General features: G+C 51.9%; 16 protein-coding genes and 1 tRNA gene. 11 read left to right on the forward strand and 6 right to left on the reverse strand.

The window, feature by feature from the left end; all coding sequences use genetic code 11:
- The first annotated feature begins 387 nt into the window (after positions 1–387).
- From HUN04_08155 to HUN04_08200, 10 genes are all read left to right on the forward strand, one after another.
- Complete coding sequence (locus HUN04_08155; protein ID WDP89689.1) at positions 388–2,208, forward strand: LysM peptidoglycan-binding domain-containing protein; 1,821 nt, start codon at positions 388–390, stop codon at positions 2,206–2,208.
- Between the two features lie 125 nt (positions 2,209–2,333).
- Positions 2,334–2,408, forward strand: a tRNA-Arg gene (locus HUN04_08160).
- Between the two features lie 117 nt (positions 2,409–2,525).
- Positions 2,526–3,755, forward strand: coding sequence for a U32 family peptidase (locus HUN04_08165; protein WDP89690.1), 1,230 nt, complete (start codon positions 2,526–2,528; stop codon positions 3,753–3,755).
- Between the two features lie 117 nt (positions 3,756–3,872).
- Positions 3,873–7,055, forward strand: a complete 3,183-nt coding sequence (locus HUN04_08170) for a chemotaxis protein CheW (protein ID WDP89691.1) — start codon at positions 3,873–3,875, stop codon at positions 7,053–7,055.
- A 32-nt stretch (positions 7,056–7,087) separates the two neighbouring features.
- Positions 7,088–7,537 (forward strand): purine-binding chemotaxis protein CheW, encoded by a 450-nt coding sequence (locus tag HUN04_08175; protein ID WDP89692.1) that lies wholly within the window; start codon positions 7,088–7,090, stop codon positions 7,535–7,537.
- Entirely contained in the window at positions 7,537–8,640 is a 1,104-nt protein-coding gene (locus tag HUN04_08180) for a chemotaxis response regulator protein-glutamate methylesterase (GenBank protein ID WDP89693.1), read from the forward strand. The genes HUN04_08175 and HUN04_08180 overlap by 1 nt, the downstream gene beginning before the upstream one ends.
- Before the next feature lie 29 nt (positions 8,641–8,669).
- A complete protein-coding gene (locus tag HUN04_08185) occupies positions 8,670–9,512 on the forward strand; it encodes a protein-glutamate O-methyltransferase CheR (protein WDP93209.1) in 843 nt (280 codons plus the stop codon).
- Positions 9,513–9,525: 13 nt separating this feature from the next.
- Positions 9,526–11,193: a response regulator gene (locus tag HUN04_08190; GenBank protein ID WDP89694.1), complete on the forward strand. Its 1,668-nt coding sequence runs from the start codon at positions 9,526–9,528 to the stop codon at positions 11,191–11,193.
- Complete coding sequence (locus tag HUN04_08195; protein WDP89695.1) at positions 11,193–13,133, forward strand: PBP1A family penicillin-binding protein; 1,941 nt, start codon at positions 11,193–11,195, stop codon at positions 13,131–13,133. The genes HUN04_08190 and HUN04_08195 overlap by 1 nt, the downstream gene beginning before the upstream one ends.
- A 16-nt stretch (positions 13,134–13,149) precedes the next feature.
- A complete protein-coding gene (locus tag HUN04_08200; GenBank protein ID WDP89696.1) occupies positions 13,150–13,605 on the forward strand; it encodes an N-acetyltransferase in 456 nt (151 codons plus the stop codon).
- Here the strand turns inward: HUN04_08200 and HUN04_08205 are convergent.
- Together HUN04_08205 and HUN04_08210 are read right to left on the reverse strand one after the other, a co-directional pair.
- Positions 13,602–14,657, reverse strand: a complete 1,056-nt coding sequence (locus HUN04_08205; GenBank protein WDP89697.1) for a hypothetical protein — start codon at positions 14,655–14,657, stop codon at positions 13,602–13,604. The two genes, HUN04_08200 and HUN04_08205, sit on opposite strands and share 4 nt — an antisense overlap.
- Positions 14,658–14,697: 40 nt before the next feature.
- The gene (locus HUN04_08210; protein ID WDP89698.1) at positions 14,698–15,873 is read right to left on the reverse strand and encodes a phosphoglycerate kinase; all 1,176 of its coding nucleotides are present in this window, start codon (positions 15,871–15,873) and stop codon (positions 14,698–14,700) included.
- Positions 15,874–16,015: 142 nt separating this feature from the next.
- On the opposite strand from HUN04_08210, the gene HUN04_08215 reads away from it, so the two are divergent.
- Complete coding sequence (locus HUN04_08215) at positions 16,016–17,788, forward strand: adenylate/guanylate cyclase domain-containing protein (GenBank protein WDP89699.1); 1,773 nt, start codon at positions 16,016–16,018, stop codon at positions 17,786–17,788.
- On the opposite strand, the gene HUN04_08220 is transcribed toward HUN04_08215, so the two are convergent.
- From HUN04_08220 to HUN04_08235, 4 genes are read right to left on the reverse strand one after another with little or no spacing between them, the layout of a single operon-like run.
- Positions 17,778–18,053 (reverse strand): hypothetical protein, encoded by a 276-nt coding sequence (locus HUN04_08220; GenBank protein WDP89700.1) that lies wholly within the window; start codon positions 18,051–18,053, stop codon positions 17,778–17,780. The genes HUN04_08215 and HUN04_08220 overlap by 11 nt on opposite strands.
- Positions 18,040–18,780 (reverse strand): DNA repair protein RadC, encoded by a 741-nt coding sequence (radC, locus tag HUN04_08225; GenBank protein WDP89701.1) that lies wholly within the window; start codon positions 18,778–18,780, stop codon positions 18,040–18,042. Before radC ends, HUN04_08220 begins: the two co-directional genes overlap by 14 nt.
- Positions 18,746–21,274: a DNA gyrase subunit A gene (gene gyrA, locus HUN04_08230; GenBank protein ID WDP89702.1), complete on the reverse strand. Its 2,529-nt coding sequence runs from the start codon at positions 21,272–21,274 to the stop codon at positions 18,746–18,748. Before gyrA ends, radC begins: the two co-directional genes overlap by 35 nt.
- Positions 21,275–21,320: 46 nt before the next feature.
- Entirely contained in the window at positions 21,321–22,403 is a 1,083-nt protein-coding gene (locus tag HUN04_08235) for an AI-2E family transporter (GenBank protein ID WDP89703.1), read from the reverse strand.
- Positions 22,404–22,482 lie beyond the last annotated feature (79 nt).

Consider the following 22,482-nt stretch of genomic DNA (forward strand, 5'->3'; position numbering starts at 1 on the left):
CCCGTTTATCAAATGCATTAAAAACCAACCACCGCCAAATACCCCCAAATACACCCAAATAAGACATCAAATACCATTCAATATTCCGCTAATCTGATTTTTATTGAGTTATTCGCTATTTTGCTACATTACGACCAAATTTCATTCTTTTACACCAACCACAACCCGCCTAATTCTGCCCGAAAAACCGGCATAAAAGCGACAGATAAAAAAGGCCGAAACTTATAAGGGCTGTTCCGGTTATTCCAGTTCCCTAAATTTCACCTCCTAATGTTTTTACCACCCCAAGGCCCAAAGAACAATGGTTTCACGTGTTTTTCATTGACATTTCAAATATTTTCAATTAACTAATTCCCAAAATACCAACCGCGCCAATCAAGGAGCAGAATGAATATTAGCAGACTTACCCTGGCTTTCATCATCGTTATTTTTCTCACCGGTTGCCAGCAGACCCAGACAATGAAGACTAAGCCCGTAGACAATAAAACCTTTACTGCGGCCACACTTAATTCACGACACAAAGGTGCACAGACTCCGCACCAATGCACGGACCAAAACCAAGACCAGGTTAATCAAGCGGCGCCGATTACAACTGATTCATCTGATAATAAAAAACAGGGCAACACCATTGATAATGAGATAGCCGAAAAGGACCCCGGCCAGAAACGAATCGATCAGGCACTGGAACTATGCACCTTTGCCCAGGAAATGTGGGAAGAGGGCAACCTGGAAGAAGCCATCTCCAATCTTGATTCAGCCTACTACCTCATTCTGGAAATAGACCATCACGCCTCCCCTGAACTCAGCCAGCAGAAGGAAGACATACGCTATCTTATTTCAAAACGGATTCTTGAAATCTATGCCTCCAGACAGATCGTGGTTACCGGAAAGCACGAAGCCATTCCCATTCCCATGAATAACCATGTAAAGAGTGAAATCAAACGCCTTACCGGACCTGAAAAAAGATTTTTCATTCAGGCCATGGAGCGTGCGGCCATGTACAGGCCATTCATTGTTCAAGAACTCAAAAAGGCTGGCCTGCCAGAAGAGATTTCTTGGCTTCCCTTGATTGAAAGCGGATTCAAAATAAGGGCCCTGTCTCCCGCCAGGGCACTTGGGCTCTGGCAATTTATCCCATCCACCGGTCATAAATTCGGCCTTAGCCGAAATTATTATATTGATGAAAGAATGGACCCTGAAAAGTCCACGCGGGCCGCAATTGCCTATCTCAAGGAACTCCATAATCTTTTCGGCGACTGGGCAACTGTTTTAGCGGCCTATAACTGCGGCGAATTCAGAGTTCTGAGAACCATCCGCCGACAAAAAATCAACTACCTTGACAACTTTTGGGACCTTTACCAGAATCTCCCCAGGGAAACCGCAAGATACGTCCCAAGATTTCTTGCCACCATTCACATTGTCAACAACCTTGAAAAATACAATATCACCCTCAAGGCCCCCAAGTCTCCCATCGCCTACAAAACCTTTAATATAAAAAAGCAAGTCCGCCTCAGGGATATTGCCAAAGAGATCGGGGTCAGTGCGACCACGCTCAAGACCTTAAATCCGGAATTGCGGCATGCGCTGCTCCCCCCGGAAACCTATCCAATAAAAATACCTGTGGCCCAGACAGAGGTTTTCCTGGCAAAACTGGATCAGATAAAAACGACCTACACCCCGCCCCCCATGTATGTTTACCACCGGGTCAGGCGAGGCGACACACTTTCAGCCATTGCAAGAAAATACAAAACCTCTGTCAGGCGCATCGCGAACTGCAACAAAATAAAGAAAAACCGCATTATTGCAGGTAAAGTCCTAAAAATACCAACCAGAAACTACCCCACCGGCCATACAGCTTCAGGAAAAATTACCCAGGCTATCCCACCCGGGAAATCCGTTAAATACAAAGTCCGGCGGGGTGACAACCTTTGGATAATTGCCAAAAAATTCTCAGTAACCACCAAGCAGATTATGGCTCAAAACGGCTTGAGAAACACAACCCTTCACATCGGACAAACCCTGACCATATCCTCGTCTAAGCTTAAAAGCTCAACCATTAAAGGAACCGGCACTTACCAGGTCAAATCAGGGGACAGCCCCTTCATTATAGCGCAAAAGCATAATATGACATTAAGAAGACTTCTGGCCCTGAACCATCTGAATAAAACCAGTAAAATCTATCCCGGACAGCAATTGATCGTTGAATAGACGGATGGCGCTCCATTTTTTTGCACCCTGCCGGTTTTCCACTTGCCATAACCCCTCCGGTCGTGTATAAAGATTGACCGGATTATCGGACGTCTTCAATTGTCTGTCCGGTGTCCGGAAAGTGTGCCCCCGTAGCTCAGTGGATAGAGCATAGGATTCCTAATCCTTGAGCGCAGGTTCGATTCCTGCCGGGGGTACCATATCATTATTTTGATATTATCATATATCCCGCCCTTGAAATTTCCACCCCTAATCCTTAATATTCCTGCCGAACGAATCATCGCAATTGAAAATTAAGGCCTGATTAAGGGGATACCATGGCAGATACCGTATACAAGCCCGAGCTGCTGGCTCCGGCCGGAAATTTTGAAAAACTTGAAATAGCAATCCATTACGGTGCAGATGCCGTATACCTGGCCGGAAAAGATTTCAGTCTGAGGAATTTTTCCGGTAACTTTACCGGGGAAGAGCTTGTGGAGGCCGTCAAATATGCCCATTCCAAACAGGTAAAGGTATACTTGGCCTGCAATATTTATTCCCGAAACCATGAACAGGATCGCATCAGATCCTTCCTGGAAAACGCCGGCAACATAGGGCCCGATGCCCTCATTATCTCAGATCCTGGCATTCTCATGGCCGCAAGGGAAATCATTCCGCATATTGACATCCATCTGAGCACCCAGTCCAATACCACCAATTACAATACAGCCCTCTTCTGGCAGAACCTGGGTGTGAAACGGGTTAACCTGGCCAGGGAGCTTTCCCTCCAAGAAATTAAAGGCATTATTCAGCACACCGATATCGAAACCGAAACCTTTATCCACGGTGCCATGTGTGTCTCCTATTCCGGCCGGTGCCTTCTGAGTACAGTGATGAGCAAGCGGGACAGCAACCGGGGATTGTGCAGTCACCCCTGCAGATGGAAGTACTCTGTGGTGGAAGAGATACGGCCCAACGAATTCCACCCCCTCATGGAAGATGACCGAGGATCATATATCTTTAACTCAAAGGATATGTGCATGATTGAGCACATCCCCCAGCTTGTTGACGCGGGCATCACCTCACTCAAAATTGAAGGACGAATGAAAGGGGTCAACTACCTGGCCTCGGTTGTTAAAACATATCGCAACGCCATTGACTCTTACACAGCCGACCCCGGCCGCTACCAGATCCGCCCGGAATGGCGGTCAGAGCTTTACCAGGTATACCACCGGGCCTACTGCACCGGATTTTACTTCGGCCACCCGGATGACGAACCTGGAAAGACCCTTAACCGCACCAATGTCCATGAAGGAAAAATCCACAGTTTCATCGGAAAAGTTCTTTCTTGCCGCGACGAAAATAAATGCCTTGTTGAAATCAGAAATAAGCTCAGCGCAGGTGACACCATAGAAGTCCTTGGTCCTGACGGTCCAGCTGTGATATCGCAGATTTCATCATTAACCGATGAAAGCGGAAACCCCATTGAAAATGCCCAGCCGAACACCCGGGCGATTTTACACATAAATCAAGCGGTTCGACCCAGGGATATCGTCCGAAAAATATAGGCCAGACACTGTTTTTGCCTGCATCTTTAGGTTTGACTTTCTATTCCCTTTTCTGTAGATTATTTGATTATCGGAATAGTTTTGCCATCTCTATGACAACCTTTCAGGAGAGTTAATATGTTTGAAGACGACGAAACCCTACAAATGTACATCGAAGAGTCCCTGGATCATCTTGCGGATATTGAAAGCGATCTCTTAACGATTGAGGAAGGTGGGGAAAACATCGATCTCGACCTGGTAAACAATGTTTTCAGGGCTGCCCACTCCGTAAAAGGCGGGGCCGGTTTCATGGGACTGACGACCATTAAAGACCTTGCCCATCACCTTGAAAATGTACTGGGCCTTATCCGGAACAATGAGTTGATTCCGGACTCCAACAGGATTTCAGTGTTGTTAAAAGGGTTTGACGAACTTGAGAATCTTCTGAACAATATAGAAAGCAGCAATGAAGTGGACATTTCAAGCCATGTCAGTGCCTTGGAAAACATCACCAAATCATCCCTGCCAGAGGAACAGCAGGATATGGTATCTGAGATGGTGGATATTACACTTGCAGACGGAAGAACTTTCCGCCAGGTCTCCCTCTATGAATTGGAAAAAAACAAAGCCGAAGGCAAAAATCTCTTTTTGGTAGAATACGACCTGATCAACGATATTCAGCGAAAAAACAAAAATCCCATTGAGGTCCTCAATAACCTTCTGAAAACAGGAACCATCGTTGATTCCAGGATTGATTTCGATTCCGTCGGCACCCTGGAAGACGCAGGCAGCCCGGCCAGAATCCCCTTTCAGGTTCTTTTTGCATCCATCATAGAAGAAGACATGGCTGAGACGCTCTTTGATCTCATGGACCGTTACATCCATCCGGTCACGGACGATATGATTGGCGTGGTCACTGAAGACCAAACGGCCAGGACAGCAATGGCCCAGGCAGACCCGGCCCCTGTGGCCGTCGAGACGCCTCAGCCGGCAGAAACTGCCGCTCAAGCCGCGGCACCGGTCCAGGCCCGGAAGGAAATCCAGCCCAATGTTGTCACAGAAAAAGTAACCAAGCAGAACGCCGAAACGGCCAAAACCCAGGACATCAGTCTGGGTGGCAAACCCCAGACTTCCCTGAGGGTCAATGTGGGACTTCTGGACACCTTGATGAACCTTGCCGGAGAACTGGTTCTCAGCCGGAACCAGCTGCTCCAGGGCATCAATTCATCCAATGTAAAGGCCACGGAGCTTTCCAGCCAGCGTATCGACATGATCACCTCCGAACTCCAGGAGGCCATCATGAGGACACGGATGCAGCCCATCGCTAATATTCTCAACAAATTCAGCCGGGTGGTCAGGGACCTTTCCCAGCAGTTGGGCAAATCCATTGACCTGGAGATAGAAGGCAAGGATGTTGAACTGGATAAAACCATTCTTGAATCCATTAACGATCCGCTGACCCATCTGGTCAGAAACTCCGTAGACCACGGAATCGAAACCCCTGTGGAAAGGGAGCAGATGGGTAAAAAGCCCACGGGCAACATTACCCTCAAAGCCTTCCATGATGCCGGCCAGGTCAATATCGTCATATCGGACGACGGCCGGGGCCTGGATCCAACAAAGATTGCAAAATCCGCCGTGAACAAAGGACTGATCACCGACGCCCAGATCGCAGAGATGTCGGACAAACAGAAAATGGAATTGATTTTTCTGCCGGGGTTCTCAACAGCAAAAGAGATCACCGATGTCTCCGGACGCGGGGTGGGCATGGATGTGGTTGTCACCAACATCGAAACTTTAGGGGGGATCATCGAGCTTGATTCCACCCCCGGCCAGGGCACGGATATACAGATCAAGCTTCCTCTGACCTTGGCCATTATTCCAAGCCAGATCACATCGGTGGGCAATGAACGCTACGCCCTGCCCCAGGTCAACCTCAACGAACTGCTGAGGATTCCGGCCAGCCAGGTAAAGGAAAAAATAGAAAAAGTCGGTGATGCCGCCGTGGTCAGGCTCAGGGGAGAGCTTCTGCCCCTGCTGAACCTCTCTGAAATGCTGGGCATTGAAAGAACCTACACCGATCCCAACGATGATACGGAACGGCCGGACAGAAGAAAAAACATTGCCGACCGGCGCTCTAAAACCCATCTTACAGGTGACGCCGCTTCTGAAGATGGCGGAGAAGAGGTCGTTCAGCGGACGGGGGAAGACAGAAGATACCACGCCTCATCCGCCATGAACATCGCCGTGGTTTCCGCCGGCGCGTACAAGTACGGACTGGTGGTGGATCAACTCCACGACTCCGAAGAAATCGTTGTCAAACCGGTGGGGCGCCACCTGAAAAAATGCACGGCCTATGCCGGTGCAACCATCATGGGTGACGGCAAGGTTGCCCTGATTCTGGATATTTCCAACCTGGCCCAGATGGCCGAACTTTCCACCGTGGCCGAAGCCGGGCAGATGGCCAAGGCTGCTGAAGAGGAGGCCGCTGCCAATGCTGACAAGGTCGCACTGCTCACATTTAAAAACGGTGAAAGCGAACATTTTGCGGCCCCATTGAGCATAGTTGAACGGATCGAGCGGATCCAGACCTCAGCCATAGAACAGATCGGAGACCGCAAAGTCGTCCAATACAGGGGCGGCTCCCTGCCGCTCTATGAACTTTCCCAGGTGGCCGAGGTCGAGGCCCTCCCGGAAAAAGAACAGCAGGAAGTCATTGTATTCAAGGTCAAGGACAAAGAATTGGGTCTCATGGTCACTCCGCCTGTTGACGCCCTGGAAGTCCGCCTTGACATTGATACCAGCACCCTGAAACAGACCGCTGTCAGCGGCTCCATGATCATTAATGAACACACCACCCTGCTGGTGGATATTTTCGAACTGGTCAAAGCCCTGAATCCGGACTGGTTTGTCGATGATGTAAAGGCTGCAGCAGATATGGCTGAAGAGGGGGAAAAAATCATCCTTTTTGCAGAGGATTCTGCATTTTTCAGAAACCAGGTCAAAAAATTTATGGAGGATGACGGATTCAAGGTAATTGAAGCCGAAGACGGGCTCATCGCCTGGGAGCTGCTCAAGGAACGGGTGGATGAAATCGACCTTGTGGTCACTGACCTTGAAATGCCCAATATGGACGGTTTTGAACTGACCAAACGGCTGAAGTCAGATCCCAAGTACTCCCACCTCGGGGTGATTGCACTGACCTCACTCGCCAGCGAAGCACATATTGAGAAGGGGCGTGCCGTAGGTATAGATGAATACGAAATCAAGCTGGACCGTGAAAAACTGATGACCATCATCAAAAAATATTTGAATCTTTAATGCCTGAAGGGCATCCGCTTTAGGAGAGGAAAATGGACCAAACTGCGATTGACAGCACATCAAATGATCTTGAGTTTTCCACTTTTTACGTGGGAGGGGCATTGTGCGGGATTAATATACTCAATATCCAGGAAATCAATAAGCACTTTGAAATCACCAAGGTTCCCCAGGCCGCAGATTATATTAAGGGTATACTTAACCTGAGGGGGCGCATCGTCACCATCATTGACCTGGGCAAAAAACTGGGTCTGGACCCGGCAACCCAGGACAAAGACAACCGGAACATCATCGTCAATTCAGAAGATGAACACATCGGCCTCCTTGTTGACGCCATCTCAGATGTGGTGCTGGCCCAGAAAGACGACATTGAGCCCGCGCCTTCCAACATCGGCGGGGTGAAAGGCAAATATTTTCAGGGTGTGCTGAAAACTGAAAATCAACTTATTGGAATTCTTGATATTGATGAGGTGCTAAAAGAATAATGGAACCCATTAAAGCCGTCGTGGTGGATGATACCATTGTCTACCGGAAAATTGTGGGGGACGTCCTAAAATCCATCCCGGGCATCGATGTGGTGGGAACGGCCAACAACGGTAAAATCGCATTGTCCAAAATCCGGACCCTGAAACCGGATCTCATCACCCTTGATATCGAAATGCCGGAAGTCAACGGCATTGAGGTACTTCAAGAACTGAAAAAAATGGACAATCCGCCCATGGTCGTGATGCTCTCCACCCTGACCCAGGAAGGCAGTGAAATGACCATCAAAGCCCTGGAGTTGGGGGCGATTGATTTTGTAGCCAAACCCGAAGAGGGGAAAATGGCAGACAATTTGCTCAAGGTGAAAACCGCCCTTGAGCCCATTGTCAATCTCATCAAACGACGCAGGGGCGCACCAATCTCCCTTACACGAACGGCGAAGCCGACGGCACGGCCCGCTGTTTCCCCCGTTAAAAAGCCGGCGGGCGCCGTAAAAGCCCCGGCCATTCCCCGGAGTGTGATCACCAAGTCCGAAATTATCGGTATCGGTATTTCCACCGGGGGCCCCAATGCCCTGACCAAAATGATTCCCATGCTGCCTTCTGGATTTAAAGCGCCCATCCTGATTGTCCAGCATATGCCTCCCATGTTCACGGCCTCTTTGGCCAACAGCCTGAATAATAAATCCAAATTGGAGGTAAAAGAAGCTGAAGAAGGAGATATCATCCAGGCAGGAAAAGTATTCATTGCCCCCGGCGGGAAGCAGATGAAAATTGTTGCCGGTGCCGACGGGCTGACCCGTAAAATAAAAATTACCGACGACCCGCCTGAAAACTCGTGCAAACCATCGGTGGATTATCTGTTCCGCTCCATTGCACAGCATTATGTGGGCCGCGCCACCGGTGTGATCATGACCGGCATGGGGTCCGACGGCTCCAAGGGCCTGGCTCAGATGAAACAGAATGGAAGTATTGTCATTGCCCAGGATGAAGAAAGCTGCACCGTTTTTGGCATGCCCAAAGAACCCATTGAAACCGGGCTGGCAGATGTCATCGCCCCATTGGATAGGATCGCGGAGGAAATCGTGAGGACCGTGGCCCCTTAACCACCAGACCCTAAAGCCGATACCCTATGATGACCAAAACCACAGTAACTCCAGGGGAGTTCAAACTATTTGCCCAGTATATCCTGGAAATTTCGGGGATAGCCTTGGATGTCGGAAAAGAATATCTTCTCGAAACCCGGCTGAACCCCATTTTGGGTAAATACGGCTGCACCTCATATTCGGAGCTGCTGAAAAAGGCCAAGCTGGATTTCAAAAAAGAAATCGAAAACCAGATTATTGATGCCATTTCCACCAATGAGACATACTTTTTCAGGGACAAATCCCCTTTTCAGCTGCTTCAGCATAAAATTTTCCCTGATCTCATTGACAAACGGTCATCCAAAAGTATTGGCAAACCCACCATCAGGCTGTGGAGCGCAGCCAATTCAACGGGCCAGGAAATCTACAGCATTGCCATGACTCTTCTGGAAATGGGAGTGACGCCCAAGGATTACAATATCAGGCTCTTTGGCACGGACATTTCAGATGCCGCCATTGCCCAGGCCAGCTACGGCACTTACAATAAATTTGAAGTGGCCCGGGGGCTTGACCCCATGCGGCTGAATAAATATTTCGACCCTGTCGATGACCGGTATAAAATCAAGGACGAACTGCGGGCCATGGCCCAGTTTAAAAAAATGAACCTGATGAAACCGTTTGTTGGCCTTGGCAAATTTGACATTGTCCTGTGCAGGAATGTGATGATTTATTTTACCAGCGAGGACCGGCGCAAAATCTATGCAAACATTGCCAAAGTCCTGGAACCGGACGGTTACCTGCTCATCGGGTCCACGGAATCCCTGGTCAACGACACAGACCTGTTTGCATCCAATAAATATTTAAACTCAGTCTTTTACCAATTTAAAAATTGAATAGGCCGATTTCATGGGAACCATCAGTGCAAAAGAATTTATAGACGAACTTATTTTCTGCCTAAAAGAGGAGGATGTGGTCAAGGCCAAAGCCCTGCTTCAATTTGCCTCGGATGCCAACGTCAATGTGCAGATCCAAAAACGGGCGTTGATCGAACTTGCCAAAGGGCCGGACAGGGTGGTTTTTCCACTTCTTGAGTTCCTCACCAAAATAGAGATTTCCGATCCTGAAGTTCAGGAAGGGCTGTACGACCTTATTCTGGATAAGGCCTACGGCAATACCGATCTGGTTTTAGATTATATTACCGAAAATGAGAAACCCACCCGGATACAATTCATCCGGGCCGTCGGCGACCTTCTTCTGACTGATCTGGGACCGGCACTGGGTGCTGTTGTTCGCACGGAAACCGATTCGGATATCCTTGAAACCGCTGTCAATGCTTTAGGCGCTCTCCGCCAGGATACCGACCTGGATCTGTTTTCCTCCCTGGCCGCCCATCCGGACCTGCCGGTACGCAAAGCGGCCATTTTTGCCATTGCCGAGAATAAGAGCCGGGAGGCAGTAGACCACCTGGTTAATTTTCTGGGCGATGACCCGGAGACCAATAAATTTGCCGTGGAGGCACTGGCCGAAGTCCAGGACCTGTATGCCCTTGAGAAAATTACCGGCCTGCTGGCCTCCCCCATCACCATCGTCAGGGACACGGCCATTGACCAGTTGATGAAACTGGGCTCCAAGGCAACGCCGCTGTTGACCCGTGCCTTTAAGAACGCTGAAGCCGATTACATGGTCCATCTGATCACCACCCTGGGATACATCAAGGACACCGCAGCCATCTCAGCCATCATTGATGTCATCAACACCCAGCCCAAGGATCCCAACATCAGGCAGGCCGCCTACGAGGCCATGGAAAGGATACCATCCCCCAAAACTGCCATCTGCCTGGCCCAGGGCCTGCAGGATCCGGTGGAAGCCGTAAGAATGAGCGCAGCCAGGGCCATTGATAAGAACCTGTCCAAACCCCTTGTGGCCGGGTTGAAAAACATCATCCGGGAAGACAATGACGGTGCCAAACGGACGGTTGGCGCACTTATTGATACAGAGGCCAGCAATATTTTTAATTTTCTGGTTCAGGAAGACGCCTTTAAATCCATTGCCAAGACCCATGTTCTTGAAAACGCAGCCCCTGCCACCCGAAAGGCGTTTCTCAAACACATGGACGGCATCGGGCAAAAAACGTTTATCAAGGATGTCATCCAACAGGTGAAGGACAACGGAAAGGCAGAGCGCGGCAATAGAATCATTGTTGTGGATGATTCAAAGATGATGCTCAAACTCTACCAGAACAAGCTGTCGGCGCTGGGGCTGACCCCCGAGGCATACAGCCGGCCCGAGGATGCCATTCCCAAAATCCTGGCCGGCAATGCGGACCTTGTGATCACAGATCTTAACATGCCCAATATCAGCGGGCTGGAACTGACGGCTGCCATACGGAAAAAATTCACCCGCAAGGACCTGCCGATCCTCATGATCACGACCCAGAGCGACTTTGTAAGTGAAAACGGCGGGATGGATGTCAACGATGCCATGCTCAAGAAATCAGGGATAAACAAGGTATTGCACAAGCCCTTTTCAGATGAGGCCTTTAAAGAAACGATTCTCGAATTCCTGAAACCCTGATGCCCCTGTCGCCCAGAAAACTGGCCGGGGTCCTGATTTTTTTCGGACTGCTCACCGGCGCGATGGCCGGCGGGTTCTACGGACTCATATACGACCTGCCGGAGATCAACCGGTTAAAGCAGTTCAAGCCATCTTCGGTCACCCAGGTGTATTCTGCAGACAACAAAATCATTTCACGTTTTTACCTGGAAAAACGGTTTCCCGTCAGCATTGATGCCATCCCCCAGACACTGGTGGATGCCCTCATTGTAACTGAAGACCGGAATTTCTTCAGTCATGCAGGAGTTAACCTAAAGGCCATTGCCCGGGCCATCATCCATGACATCCGGGCCGGCAGCTTCAAGCAGGGGGCCTCCACCCTTACCCAGCAACTGGCAAAGACCCTGTTCCTCTCTTCTGAAAAATCCATTGTCCGTAAAATCCGGGAGGCCATTCTGGCCATCCAGATCGAACGGCGGTATACCAAGAAGGAAATCCTGGAACTCTACTTAAATCAGATTTATCTTGGTTCCGGTACCTACGGGGTTGAAGCGGCGGCAAGGACGTATTTCAACACGTCTGTGGAGGGGTTGACCCTTGGACAGGCCGCCCTCATTGCCGGCCTTCCCAAGGCCCCCAGTGTATACTCTCCCTTGAAAAATCCGGATCTTGCCAGACGCCGGCGGGCCACGGTGCTCAGGCTCATGCTGGAGAGGGGGGTCATCTCTGAACCTGCCCATGCTGCCGCCAGCGCCGAACCGGTTTCCATACCGGACCACGCCCCGAAAATGCAGCCGGCGCCCTATTTCACCGCCTTTTTGAAAAAGCATATTCCCGAAATGACCCGGGGGGAGTATTCAACCGGGGGCCTGTCCATTTTCACCACCCTCAATCTCGGCCTCCAGACCGTTGCAGAAAATTCGGTCCGCCGCCATCTGGCCCGGCTTGAAAAACGAATGAAGAAAAACGGACGCCCCTCTCCGGATCCCCAGGCCGCACTCATCGCCCTGGATGTCCACACCGGCGCCATTCGGGCCATGGTCGGGGGACGGGACTTTAGGACAAGCCCTTTCAACCGGGCTGTACAGGCCAAGCGCCAGCCCGGTTCGGCATTCAAGCCCCTGGTGTATGCAGCGGCCCTGGAACAGGGATATGAACAGAATCATCTCCTTCTCGACGCCCCCCTCTCCTATGATCTTTCAGGGGGCAAAACCTGGAAGGTCAACAATTTTTCCAGGTCATTTATGGGTGAAATCACATTCCGTAAAGCCCTGGCATTGTCCAAAAATACACCGGTTGTCCGCCTGGCAGAACGGCTTGGCCCTGAAACCGTCATATCATTTGCCCGGAAAGCCGGAATTACCGCCCCGCTGTCCCCCTACCTTTCCCTGGCTCTGGGCACGGAAGAGGTAAGCCTCATAGAACTGACATCGGCCTATTCCTGCTTTGCCAACCGCGGCATCCGGGCCCTGCCCCACGCCGTTGACCGCATCCTGGACAGGGAGGGGCAGCAGATATTCCGGCACACCCCTAAAAAAGAATCGGTGACAAACCGGACCACCGCAGCCCTGACCGCAGATATGCTCAGGGCTGTGGTCTATGAAGGCACAGGCAGAAAAGCCGCCCATATCAAAAAGGATATCGGTGGAAAAACAGGCACCACCGATAAATACAAAGATGCATTATTTATCGGATTCAGCCCGGATACGGCCTGCGGGGTATGGGTGGGCAACGATGATGCCACCTCCCTGGGGCCCTATGAAACCGGTGCCAGGGCCGCCCTTCCCATATGGGTCGATTATATGGAGGCCTTTCTGGCCGGCCGCCCCTTCCAATATTTTGATATACCCGACGGTACGGACATGGTATATATCCGCCCGGATTCCGGTATCCGTGTGCCCGGGCCGGGAACCGGCGTTGTCAGGGCACTGCTAAGGACGGTGTCCCAGACTAAAAAATGAAAACAAAGGAAGGATCATGATAAGAAAAGCCGTACTGGACGATGTCAATGCCATCCATGGCCTGCTGCAGTTTTACAGCGAACAGGGTGAACTGCTGGCCCGCCCGTTGAGCCAGCTCTACGACCATATCAGAGATTTCTGGGTCTATGAGGATCCGGAAAACCGCAGCATCCTGGGCTGCTGCGCCCTGCAGTTCTGCTGGGAACATCTGGCAGAAATCCGCTCCCTTGCCGTGGACCAGGACCACACCGGGAAAGGCATTGGCAGCGCCCTTACTGAGCGCTGCATCCAGGAGGCCTTTTACTTCAACATAAAGGAATTATTCACCCTCACCTACCGTCCGGAATTTTTCAACCGGTTCGGATTTTCAGAAATAGACAAGGCACGGCTGCCGCTCAAGGTATGGTCCGATTGCATCGGCTGCGTCTCCTTCCCGGACTGCAACGAAACCGCCATGCTCAAACCGCTTTAAGCATATATCATCTTGTAGGGGATGGGCGCATACCTAATAACCGAGGGCTTGGGCAGGATATGCTCCTCCGCCACTGTAAGCCAGTTGGTGTCAAAATTCAACTCCCTGAGCCGCCCGCCTTCCGAGGGCATGGCATGGCTGGTGTGATCGTACCGCACATTGAGGATACAGACATAGGATTTTCCCTGGCGGGCCACCACATAATTTTTGGTAAAGGAACTCTGGGTGATATCGGCGGTGGCGGCCAGCTGTTTCACCTGGTCACTGCTGAGCTTGACCAGGACGGATTTGGTCACCCCGTTTTCATCAATCCGCAGTAAATTCCTCGATTCGCTGGAGGAGACATAGATGGTGGTAATCCCGTCAAGCTGCCTGAAATACTGGGCCGCCACAATAGCTGCCGTTCTCCGGCCGCCGGACATCAGGGGCACCCCATAGTACTCAAAAAGCTTTTTCTGCATATTTTCGGCGTATTTATCCCCCTTCTCATAGAGATCCTTGGAGATATAGCGGAGGGATTTGGCCAGGGCCTCGGAGGCATCGGCAATGGGCCAGTCCACCCTGACATGGAAATGGGTCAGGCCGTATTGGGTCTTGGTCCGCTGGTTGCGCTGGATGAGCAGGGCATAGTCCACCGGCATCAGTGAACGGAGCAGGGCGAAAAATTCTCCGGTCTCAAAATATTTCATATTCCGGTTGTAGTTTTCCACGTCCGGAAAATACTTATGCCGAAGCAGATTGGTTTTTGTGGTTTTATTGGCATCAAAATAACGGATGTATTTTTTATGCTTTTTATCAATATGATCTTCGGAAAATATAATCAGAAATGAATTCTGGGCGTCGAATTCCACCGACGGAATTCTGGCCCTGGGCTTGAGTTCTCTGAGCTCTACAAAAGGGTACGGGGTCCTGAGCCGTAAAAAATTATTATAGGACCCCACAAGAGAATATCCGATGACAAACTGGTCCAGTTCATCCCTCAGCACCTCATAATAGGACCGCCGCAACCGGTCGTCCCGGCTCAAACTGTGCCTGGCTTTGCAGAAATTCACAATACTGCCCCTTTCAACACGATTATATAGATCATGAAAATTACTCCAGCGCAGCCACCCCTGGAAGTTTTTTGCCTTCCATCATGTGAAGGAAAGCCCCGCCGCCCGTGGAAATATAGCTGACCTTGTCAGCGATGCCGCATTTTTTGGCAGCCAGGCCGGTATCCCCCCCGCCGACAATGGAGAAGGCATCTGAACCGGCGATGGCGTCTGCCACCACCTGGGTACCCTGGGCAAACCGGTCCATCTCAAACACCCCCATGGGACCGTTCCATACGATGGTGCCGGCCCCCTCAATGGCTGCCGCATAGGATTTGGCCGTTTCCGGTCCGATATCCAGGGCCATCCAATTATCGGGCATCCCGTCAAGCCCCACGGCCTTTGTTTCTGCATCCTTGTCAAACCGGTCAGCCGCCACCAGGTCCGTGGGCAGCAGCAATTCCACCCCTTTTTCTTCGGCTTTCTGAACAATGGTATTGGCCGTATCCAGAAGATCTGCCTCAATCATGGACCCCTTGGTATCCACGCCCCGGGCGTTAAGAAAGGTATTGGCCATGGCCCCGCCGATAATCAGGCTGTCCACAAATTTGAGCATATTTTCCAGAGCCGCCAGTTTACTGGACACTTTTGCGCCGCCGATGACGGCAATAAGCGGTTTTTTCGGGTGTTCCACGGAATCGTAATATGACCGGATTTCTTTTTCAAGCAAAAAACCGGCGCCCGAAACTTTAACGAAGTTAACCATACCGGTCACCGAGGCCTGGTCCCGGTGGGAGACGGCAAAGGCATTATTCACATAAACCTCGCAGAGTTCGGCCAGGGCCTTGGCAAATTGAGGATCGTTCTTCTTTTCCCCGTTATGGAATCTTAAATTCTCCAGCATAAGGATGTTTGCAGGCTCTAGGGCGGCCACCCGCTGCTTCACCTCTTCCCCGATGCAGTCCCCGGCAAACTGCACCTCGGTCTCCAGCAATTCGGAAAGGCGCAGTGCCGCCGGCAGCAAAGAAAACTTATCGTCCCTCACCCCGTTGGGACGACCCAGGTGGGAGGCCAAAATTATTTTTGCCTTCCTTTCACGAAGCCACTGGATCAGATCCAACGTCGCCCGGATCCGGTTATCATCGGTTATATTCCCATCGGCATCCATGGGGAGGTTGTAATCCACCCTTACGAATACCTTTTTCCCTGCCACCTCTATATCACGTACCGACCTCATGCCTTGCCTCCCTGCCGCGGCTACGGCCGTGCTGACGGTTATGAACCTGAGGAACACGCACCGGCCCGGCAATATTTTCAGTGTTGACTATTCCTTTGAATCATCCTAACTTGGTGTTGAACAGCATCAAGATGAAGGTTATATGTCCGATAAAATACGTGAACTCAAAGCCATTTTCAACTCTTTTGACCCCAAGGGACAAAAAGAAAAAATCGAAGACTGCCTGCAGCGGTTCGAATCCGGCATTTCAACGCTGAACGACGCGACTGATTGCAAGGTCGCCGTTCTCTGGATGAAGAATATTTTCTTCCAGGACATGGGGGACTTTGCCGGAGCAGAAGCCCTTCTTGAAGAGGCGTTGGAGGCAATCGAAGCATCGCCCGCCGTGGAACTGACCAAATGGAAACTGAAAATTTACCTTTCCCTGGGGTATATCCACCTGGAGCAGTACAATTTCATTGATGCCGAATTCTTTTTTTCCAAAGCCCTGGATCTGGCCGTCGCCCATACCGGATTAAAGAATTTTCTAGGCGAAATTTACGCCCGTCTGGCCGAAGTCAGCATCCACCTGAACCGGTATGCTCAGGCCAAAAAATATGTCACCCGTGAAAAAAAGGCGGCCTATGCCGTCTACAAGGCCAAATCCCCGGCAGAAAAAGGGGCGGCCCTGGGCTATGCCTATTCCCTAATAGATTTTTGCCGGATCAAGCGGATCATCGGCCTGGTGGACCATACCCTCAGCGACTCCATAGAAGACGCCCTGTCCATTTTCGTCACCCAGAATTTCACCAAGGGCATCCTCAGGGCCAAGCTGGAATCGGCCCAACTGCTGCTGGAACTCAACTTCACTGACCGCGCCCTCTTCATGATCCAGGGCATTGAGCCCACCTTCCAGGAGCGGCAGATGTACAAGGAATGCATCACCGCAGGCCTTCTCATCGCAAAATTCCATAAAAAAATGCTGGATTACAGCCTGGCCGAATCCAAGCTGAGTGAGCTGGTGGACCTCTCCCGGAAACAGAACCTGTCCAACGCATTGATCATGGCCGATGTCTATTATGAAATGGGCCTGATCTGCTATGAAACCGACCGGGAGGAAAAGGCCATGGGGCTGTTTAAATCCTCGGCAAAGATCGGTATGCTGGCCGGGGTAAAGCGGTATATTTTCAGGGCCTTTGACGCGGCACGCCTCGTGGATAAAAAAGAGGCCAAGGTGATCCTCAGTTCCGATCTGGTCTATCAGGATGCCGCCTTTATCCGGAACCGCATGGCCGGGCAGACCAGCCCCTTCCATTCAGGCAACCAGAAGCGCAAACTGTTCGCATCTACCCTGTTTGTGGATATCGCGGGATTTTCCGCCCTCATGAAAGACTCCGACGAGACCACCACCGTCCAAATGATCGATGAACTCATGGACCGGATCTGTGTGATCATTTTCAGGAACCGGGGATATATCGACAAATTCCTCGGGGACGGATTTATGGCCATATTCGAGCACGGGGATCAGGCAGAGGCCGATATTGCCGTCAACGCCATACGGGCTGGTATTGAAATCAACCGGGCCATCCACACCAAAAACATGAGGTTCAAGGAAGCCTACGGCATGGACCGGGAAATCATCTTCCGCATGGGCATCAGCACCGGGGAAATATATGCCCTCTTTCTGGGCAATTTCATCAAACGGGAATTCACCTTCCTGGGCAACGCCGTAAACCTGGCGTCAAAGCTGGAAGCCAGGGCCGATCAAAAGGGCCTTCTCATGGATGAAACCACCCATACACTGGTCAGTGACCGGGTGGCCGGCGACCCAAGGGAGCTGGACATTCCCGGGCTGGGCCGTACCAAGGCATACAGTTTCAGGGGATTCGCCCACAAGGAAGGGGTGGATCCCGCTTTTCAAAACCTTATTTCTTAAATTTAAGCCCCCGGCGGTGGGCCTGTTTTTTTCTGGACCACCGCTCAAAGAAATTCAGGGCACCGGCCTTTTCCGACCGCTCAATCACTTCCTCTTCCACCTTTACCCCGTCCTTTGTGGCCATGGCCTGCTTCAGACACCTGGTCTTGACAGGGCAATGGTAAAAGCAATCATCCGGGGTTTCCCTCAGCCCTTTGGGCCCCATGGGAAACACCTTTTCCAGATTCCCGAAACAGTCGGGCAATTGTTCTTCAGTCTCGCTCATTTAATTCTTCAAACTCCCTGTTAAATCCGTTTATCAGCCCCTTGGCCGCAAAGCTGTAATACCCGTCGCTGCCGGTGATGATATGGTCGTGTACATTTATTCCGGCAAATTTAAGGGCAAGGGTCAGGGTGCGGGTAATACGGATATCCTGTGGTGATGGCTGGATGTCGCCGGAGGGGTGATTGTGGGCAAAAATCAAGGAAGCTGCCCGGTGGGCCAGGGCCCGGGCAATGACCTCCCTGGGATAGACGGCCGAAGCGGTAAGGGAGCCTGTAAACAGCACTTCCGAGGCCGTGACCCGGTTCTTGGCATCCAGGAAGATGCCCAGGAAATGCTCCCGATCCTTGTACCCGAAGGCCTGGTTTAAAAAAGTAAGCAGGCTCTCCGGATCCTTGACCACATCCCGCTGTACCAGGCGGGTTTCAAGGTAGCGGTCGGCGACGGCTTTGATGAGGTGGATGCCGAAACTGTTGGCCGGCCCCACCCCCTTGACCTCACACAAGTCCCGGGTGGAGGCCTCCAGCACCCTGGGCAGGGTCTTGAACGCCCTCATCAGCGCCTTAGCCGCATCCTTGGTATCCCGCCTGGGGGTATTCAGGGCCAGCAGAAGTTCCAGGACCTCGTAGTCCCGGAACCCGGAAAGACCGGCTGAAAGAAAGCGTTCCCTCAGCCGTTTCCGGTGGCCTTCGCCCTTATGCCTGGGTTTCCTCTCCTTCTTCTCCGTCATTCTCCTGCTCCGGAGGTGTCAGGTTATCTGCTTCATCACCGTTTTCGGGCATTTCTTCGCCGTCCTCGCCGCCCTCTTCCTCGGGCAGGCGGGCAATGCCGATAAGGGTTTCCCCCTTGGACAGATTGATCAGCTTCACGCCCTGGGTATTCCTTGAAATCACACTGATGCCGTCAATGGCCGTACGGATCAGCTTGCCCTTGTCCGTGACCATCATGAGTTCATCATTGTCACCCACCAGGGCCAGGGCCACCATCTTGCCGTTCCGGGCGGAGGTTTTAATGGAGAATACCCCCTTGCCGCCGCGGCCCTGGGTTTTGTATTCCTCGATGCGGGTCCGTTTACCAAAGCCGTTTTCGGTCACGGTGAGCAGGGTTTCTTCTTCCCCAAGCACCTCCATGCCCACGACCCGGGAACCTTCTTCAATGCGCATGCCCCGGACGCCCATGGCGCCCCTGGCCATGGCCCGGACATCGTTTTCATGGAAGCGGATGACCTTGCCCCCTTCGGAACCCATGAAAATATTGGAGTTACCGTCGGTGATCCGGGCGGCAATAAGCTCATCACCCTCGGCCAATTTCACACCGATGAGGCCCCCTGTTCTCCGGCGGGAATAGGCCATGAGATCGGTCTTTTTCACCCGGCCCAGCTTGGTGGCCATGACCACGTACCGGTCTTCCACAAACTCGTCCACGGTGAGGACGGTGGCCAGCTTCTCCCCTTCGTCAAAATCAAGTAAATTGACAATGGCCTTGCCCAGGGAGGAGCGGCCTGCCATGGGCAGCTCATAGACCTTGGACTGGTAAACCTTGCCGTAATTGGTAATAAAGAGGAAGGTGGCATGGGTGGAGGCCACAAAGAGATGTTCCACAAAATCGTCATCCTTGGTGCCCATGGCGGTCTTTCCCTTTCCGCCCCGGTGCTGGCTGGCATAGAGGGTTACCGGGTTCCGCTTGATGTATCCGGAGCGGGTCACGGTGACCACCATGTCCTCTTCGGCTATGAGGTCTTCGATGGAGATCTCCGCCGTGCTTTCCACAATGCGGGTCCGGCGCTCATCTCCGAAATCCCCGTTCAGCTCGGAAAGTTCATCCTTTATCAACCCCCGGACCACGGTTTCGGAGCCCAGGATTTCCTTGTACCAGGCAATATCCTTGAGCAGTGCCTGGTATTCGTTCTCAATCTTTTCCCGTTCCAGACCGGTGAGGCGCTGAAGCCGCATGTCCAGAATGGCCTGGGCCTGGATGGCGGTCAGGTCGAAGGTTTCCATGAGGCCGTTTTTGGCTTCTTCGGGAGACCGGGAGGCCCGGATCAGGGCCACGACCTCATCCAGATTGTCCAGGGCGATCTTCAACCCTTCAAGAATATGGGCCCGCTCTTCGGCCTTTCTCAGGTCATACCGGGTCCGGCGGACGATCACATTGATCCGGTGGGCAATAAAGTGGTTAAGGATCTCCTTGAGGGTGAGCAGCTCCGGCCGGTTATTGACCACGGCCAGGAAAATGATGCCGAAGCTGGTCTGCATATTGGTATGCTTATAGAGCTGATTGATGATGACCTCGGACATCTGGTCCCGCTTCAGGCCGATGGCGATTCGCATGCCCTGGCGGTCGGATTCATCTCTCACATAGGAGATGCCGGCAATGACCTTGTCCCGGACCAGTTCGGCAATCTTTTCCACCACCTTGGCCTTGTTGACCTGGTAAGGCAGTTCGGTGACCACGATGGTTTCCCTGCCGGTCTTTTTATTCTCCTCTACGTCCACCTTGGCCCGGACGGTAATAATGCCCCGGCCCGTGTCATAGGCTTCAAAAATGCCCTTGGTACCGTAAATATGGCCGTAGGTGGGAAAATCAGGGCCCGGAATATACTCCATCAGCGCCCGGGTATCCATATCCGGGTTATCAATAAGTGCCTTGAGGCCTTCGATGACTTCGCTGATGTTGTGGGGCGGGATATTGGTGGTCATGCCCACGGCAATACCGGCAGATCCGTTAACCAGCAGGGAGGGGAACTTGGTGGGCAGCACCGCAGGTTCATCCAGGGTTTCATCGTAGTTGGGGATGAAATCAACGGTTTCCTTTTCAAGATCGGCCAGCATCTGGTGGGAAAGTTTGCGCATACGGATTTCCGTATAACGCATGGCGGCCGGGGAATCACCGTCCACGGACCCGAAGTTGCCCTGCCCGTCCACCAGGGTATAGCGCAGGGAAAAATCCTGGGCCATACGGACGATGGTGTCGTACACCGCCGAATCACCGTGGGGATGGTACTTACCTATGACGTCACCCACGATACGGGCGGATTTTTTATAGGGCTTGTTCCAGTCGTTGCGCAGCTGCTGCATGGCGTAGAGCACGCGCCGGTGAACCGGTTTCAGCCCGTCCCGGACATCGGGCAGGGCCCGGCCGATGATGACACTCATGGCATACTCGAGATAGGATTGTTTCATCTCCCTCTCGATACTGGTCACATTGCTTTCGTTTTGAATCATCCTAAAATACTACTCCAGATTTAAATAATTGCTTGGCCTGTTAAAATCAGCCCTTGCCCGGCTCCACCATGGACTGGAAGGTGGAAAAATAGATGTCGGCAAGGGTTAAAAACAGGGTGGCGATCAAGGGTCCGTAAATAATGCCTAGAATACCGTAGACCTTTAAACCGCCGATTATGGCAAAAAAGACGATGAGGGGATGCATGGCCACCCGGTCCCCCACCACCTTGGGCTTGAAAATATACTCAATGCCCCAGGAAAGCATCCCGTAAAATACCAAAATAAAAATGCCCAGGCCCAGGCTTTTTTTCAGCAGGAAAAAACCGGCCAGGGGCACCAGAACCACACCGATGCCCACAATGGGCAGAAAGGCCAGGAACCCCATGATCACCCCCCACAAAAAGGGAGAATTCAATCCCAGGAACCAAAAAAGCAGGCCGCCGGCGCAGCCCTGGATCAGACCGCCCAGGCCGTTGCCGATGAGTACGGCCCCGGCCATATCATTGAACTTATCGAATAACTCCCTGTCATGCTCGTCCTTGAGGGGGGAGAGGTCAAATAAATATTGGATGAACCGTTCCCCGTCCATGAACATGTAGAAGACCACAATGAGCATGAGGCAGAAATAAAAGACCAGGTTCAGCAGGTTGGAGGTGATGAACCGGGCCTGCTCAAACAGGGAGAACCCGACGACTTTTCCAAGCTCCGTCACCGGCGCTATGAGTTCCCGCCAGGAACCGATGGTGTCGATCCCGGCCCGGGCCAAAAGTTCGTTGAGCCGCTCCAGGGCCTGGGTATTCTCCAGCAGATTGATAAGGTGGTTGGAAAACACGGCATCCTTGGCCATATTGTACAGCCCCAGGGCCTCTTTGGACAGAATTCCCACAAAGAAGACCACAGGAATGAAGACCACAAAAAAGATGGCCGTGCAGGTCACCACCGATGCCAGCTTAGGGGAGAGCCGGGCGGACAGCCCCTTGTACACCGGTTTAAAAATGCCGGTGGTCACCACTCCCAGCAGGATACTGGCAAAAAAGGGTGCAATGAGTTTGCCCACAAGAAAAATGGATATACAGAACAATGCCAGGAAGAAATAAAACACGGCCCGCTGAAAAATATTCTGCTCCAATCTGTTACCCTCTGCTGAACAATCTGTGGAAACGCGTGCTTGAATACGCGAGAAAAAACCCGTCTGCAAAAACCAGGTA

Origin of the sequence: Desulfobacter sp., from assembly GCA_028768525.1 — a bacterium.
GTDB lineage: Bacteria > Desulfobacterota > Desulfobacteria > Desulfobacterales > Desulfobacteraceae > Desulfobacter.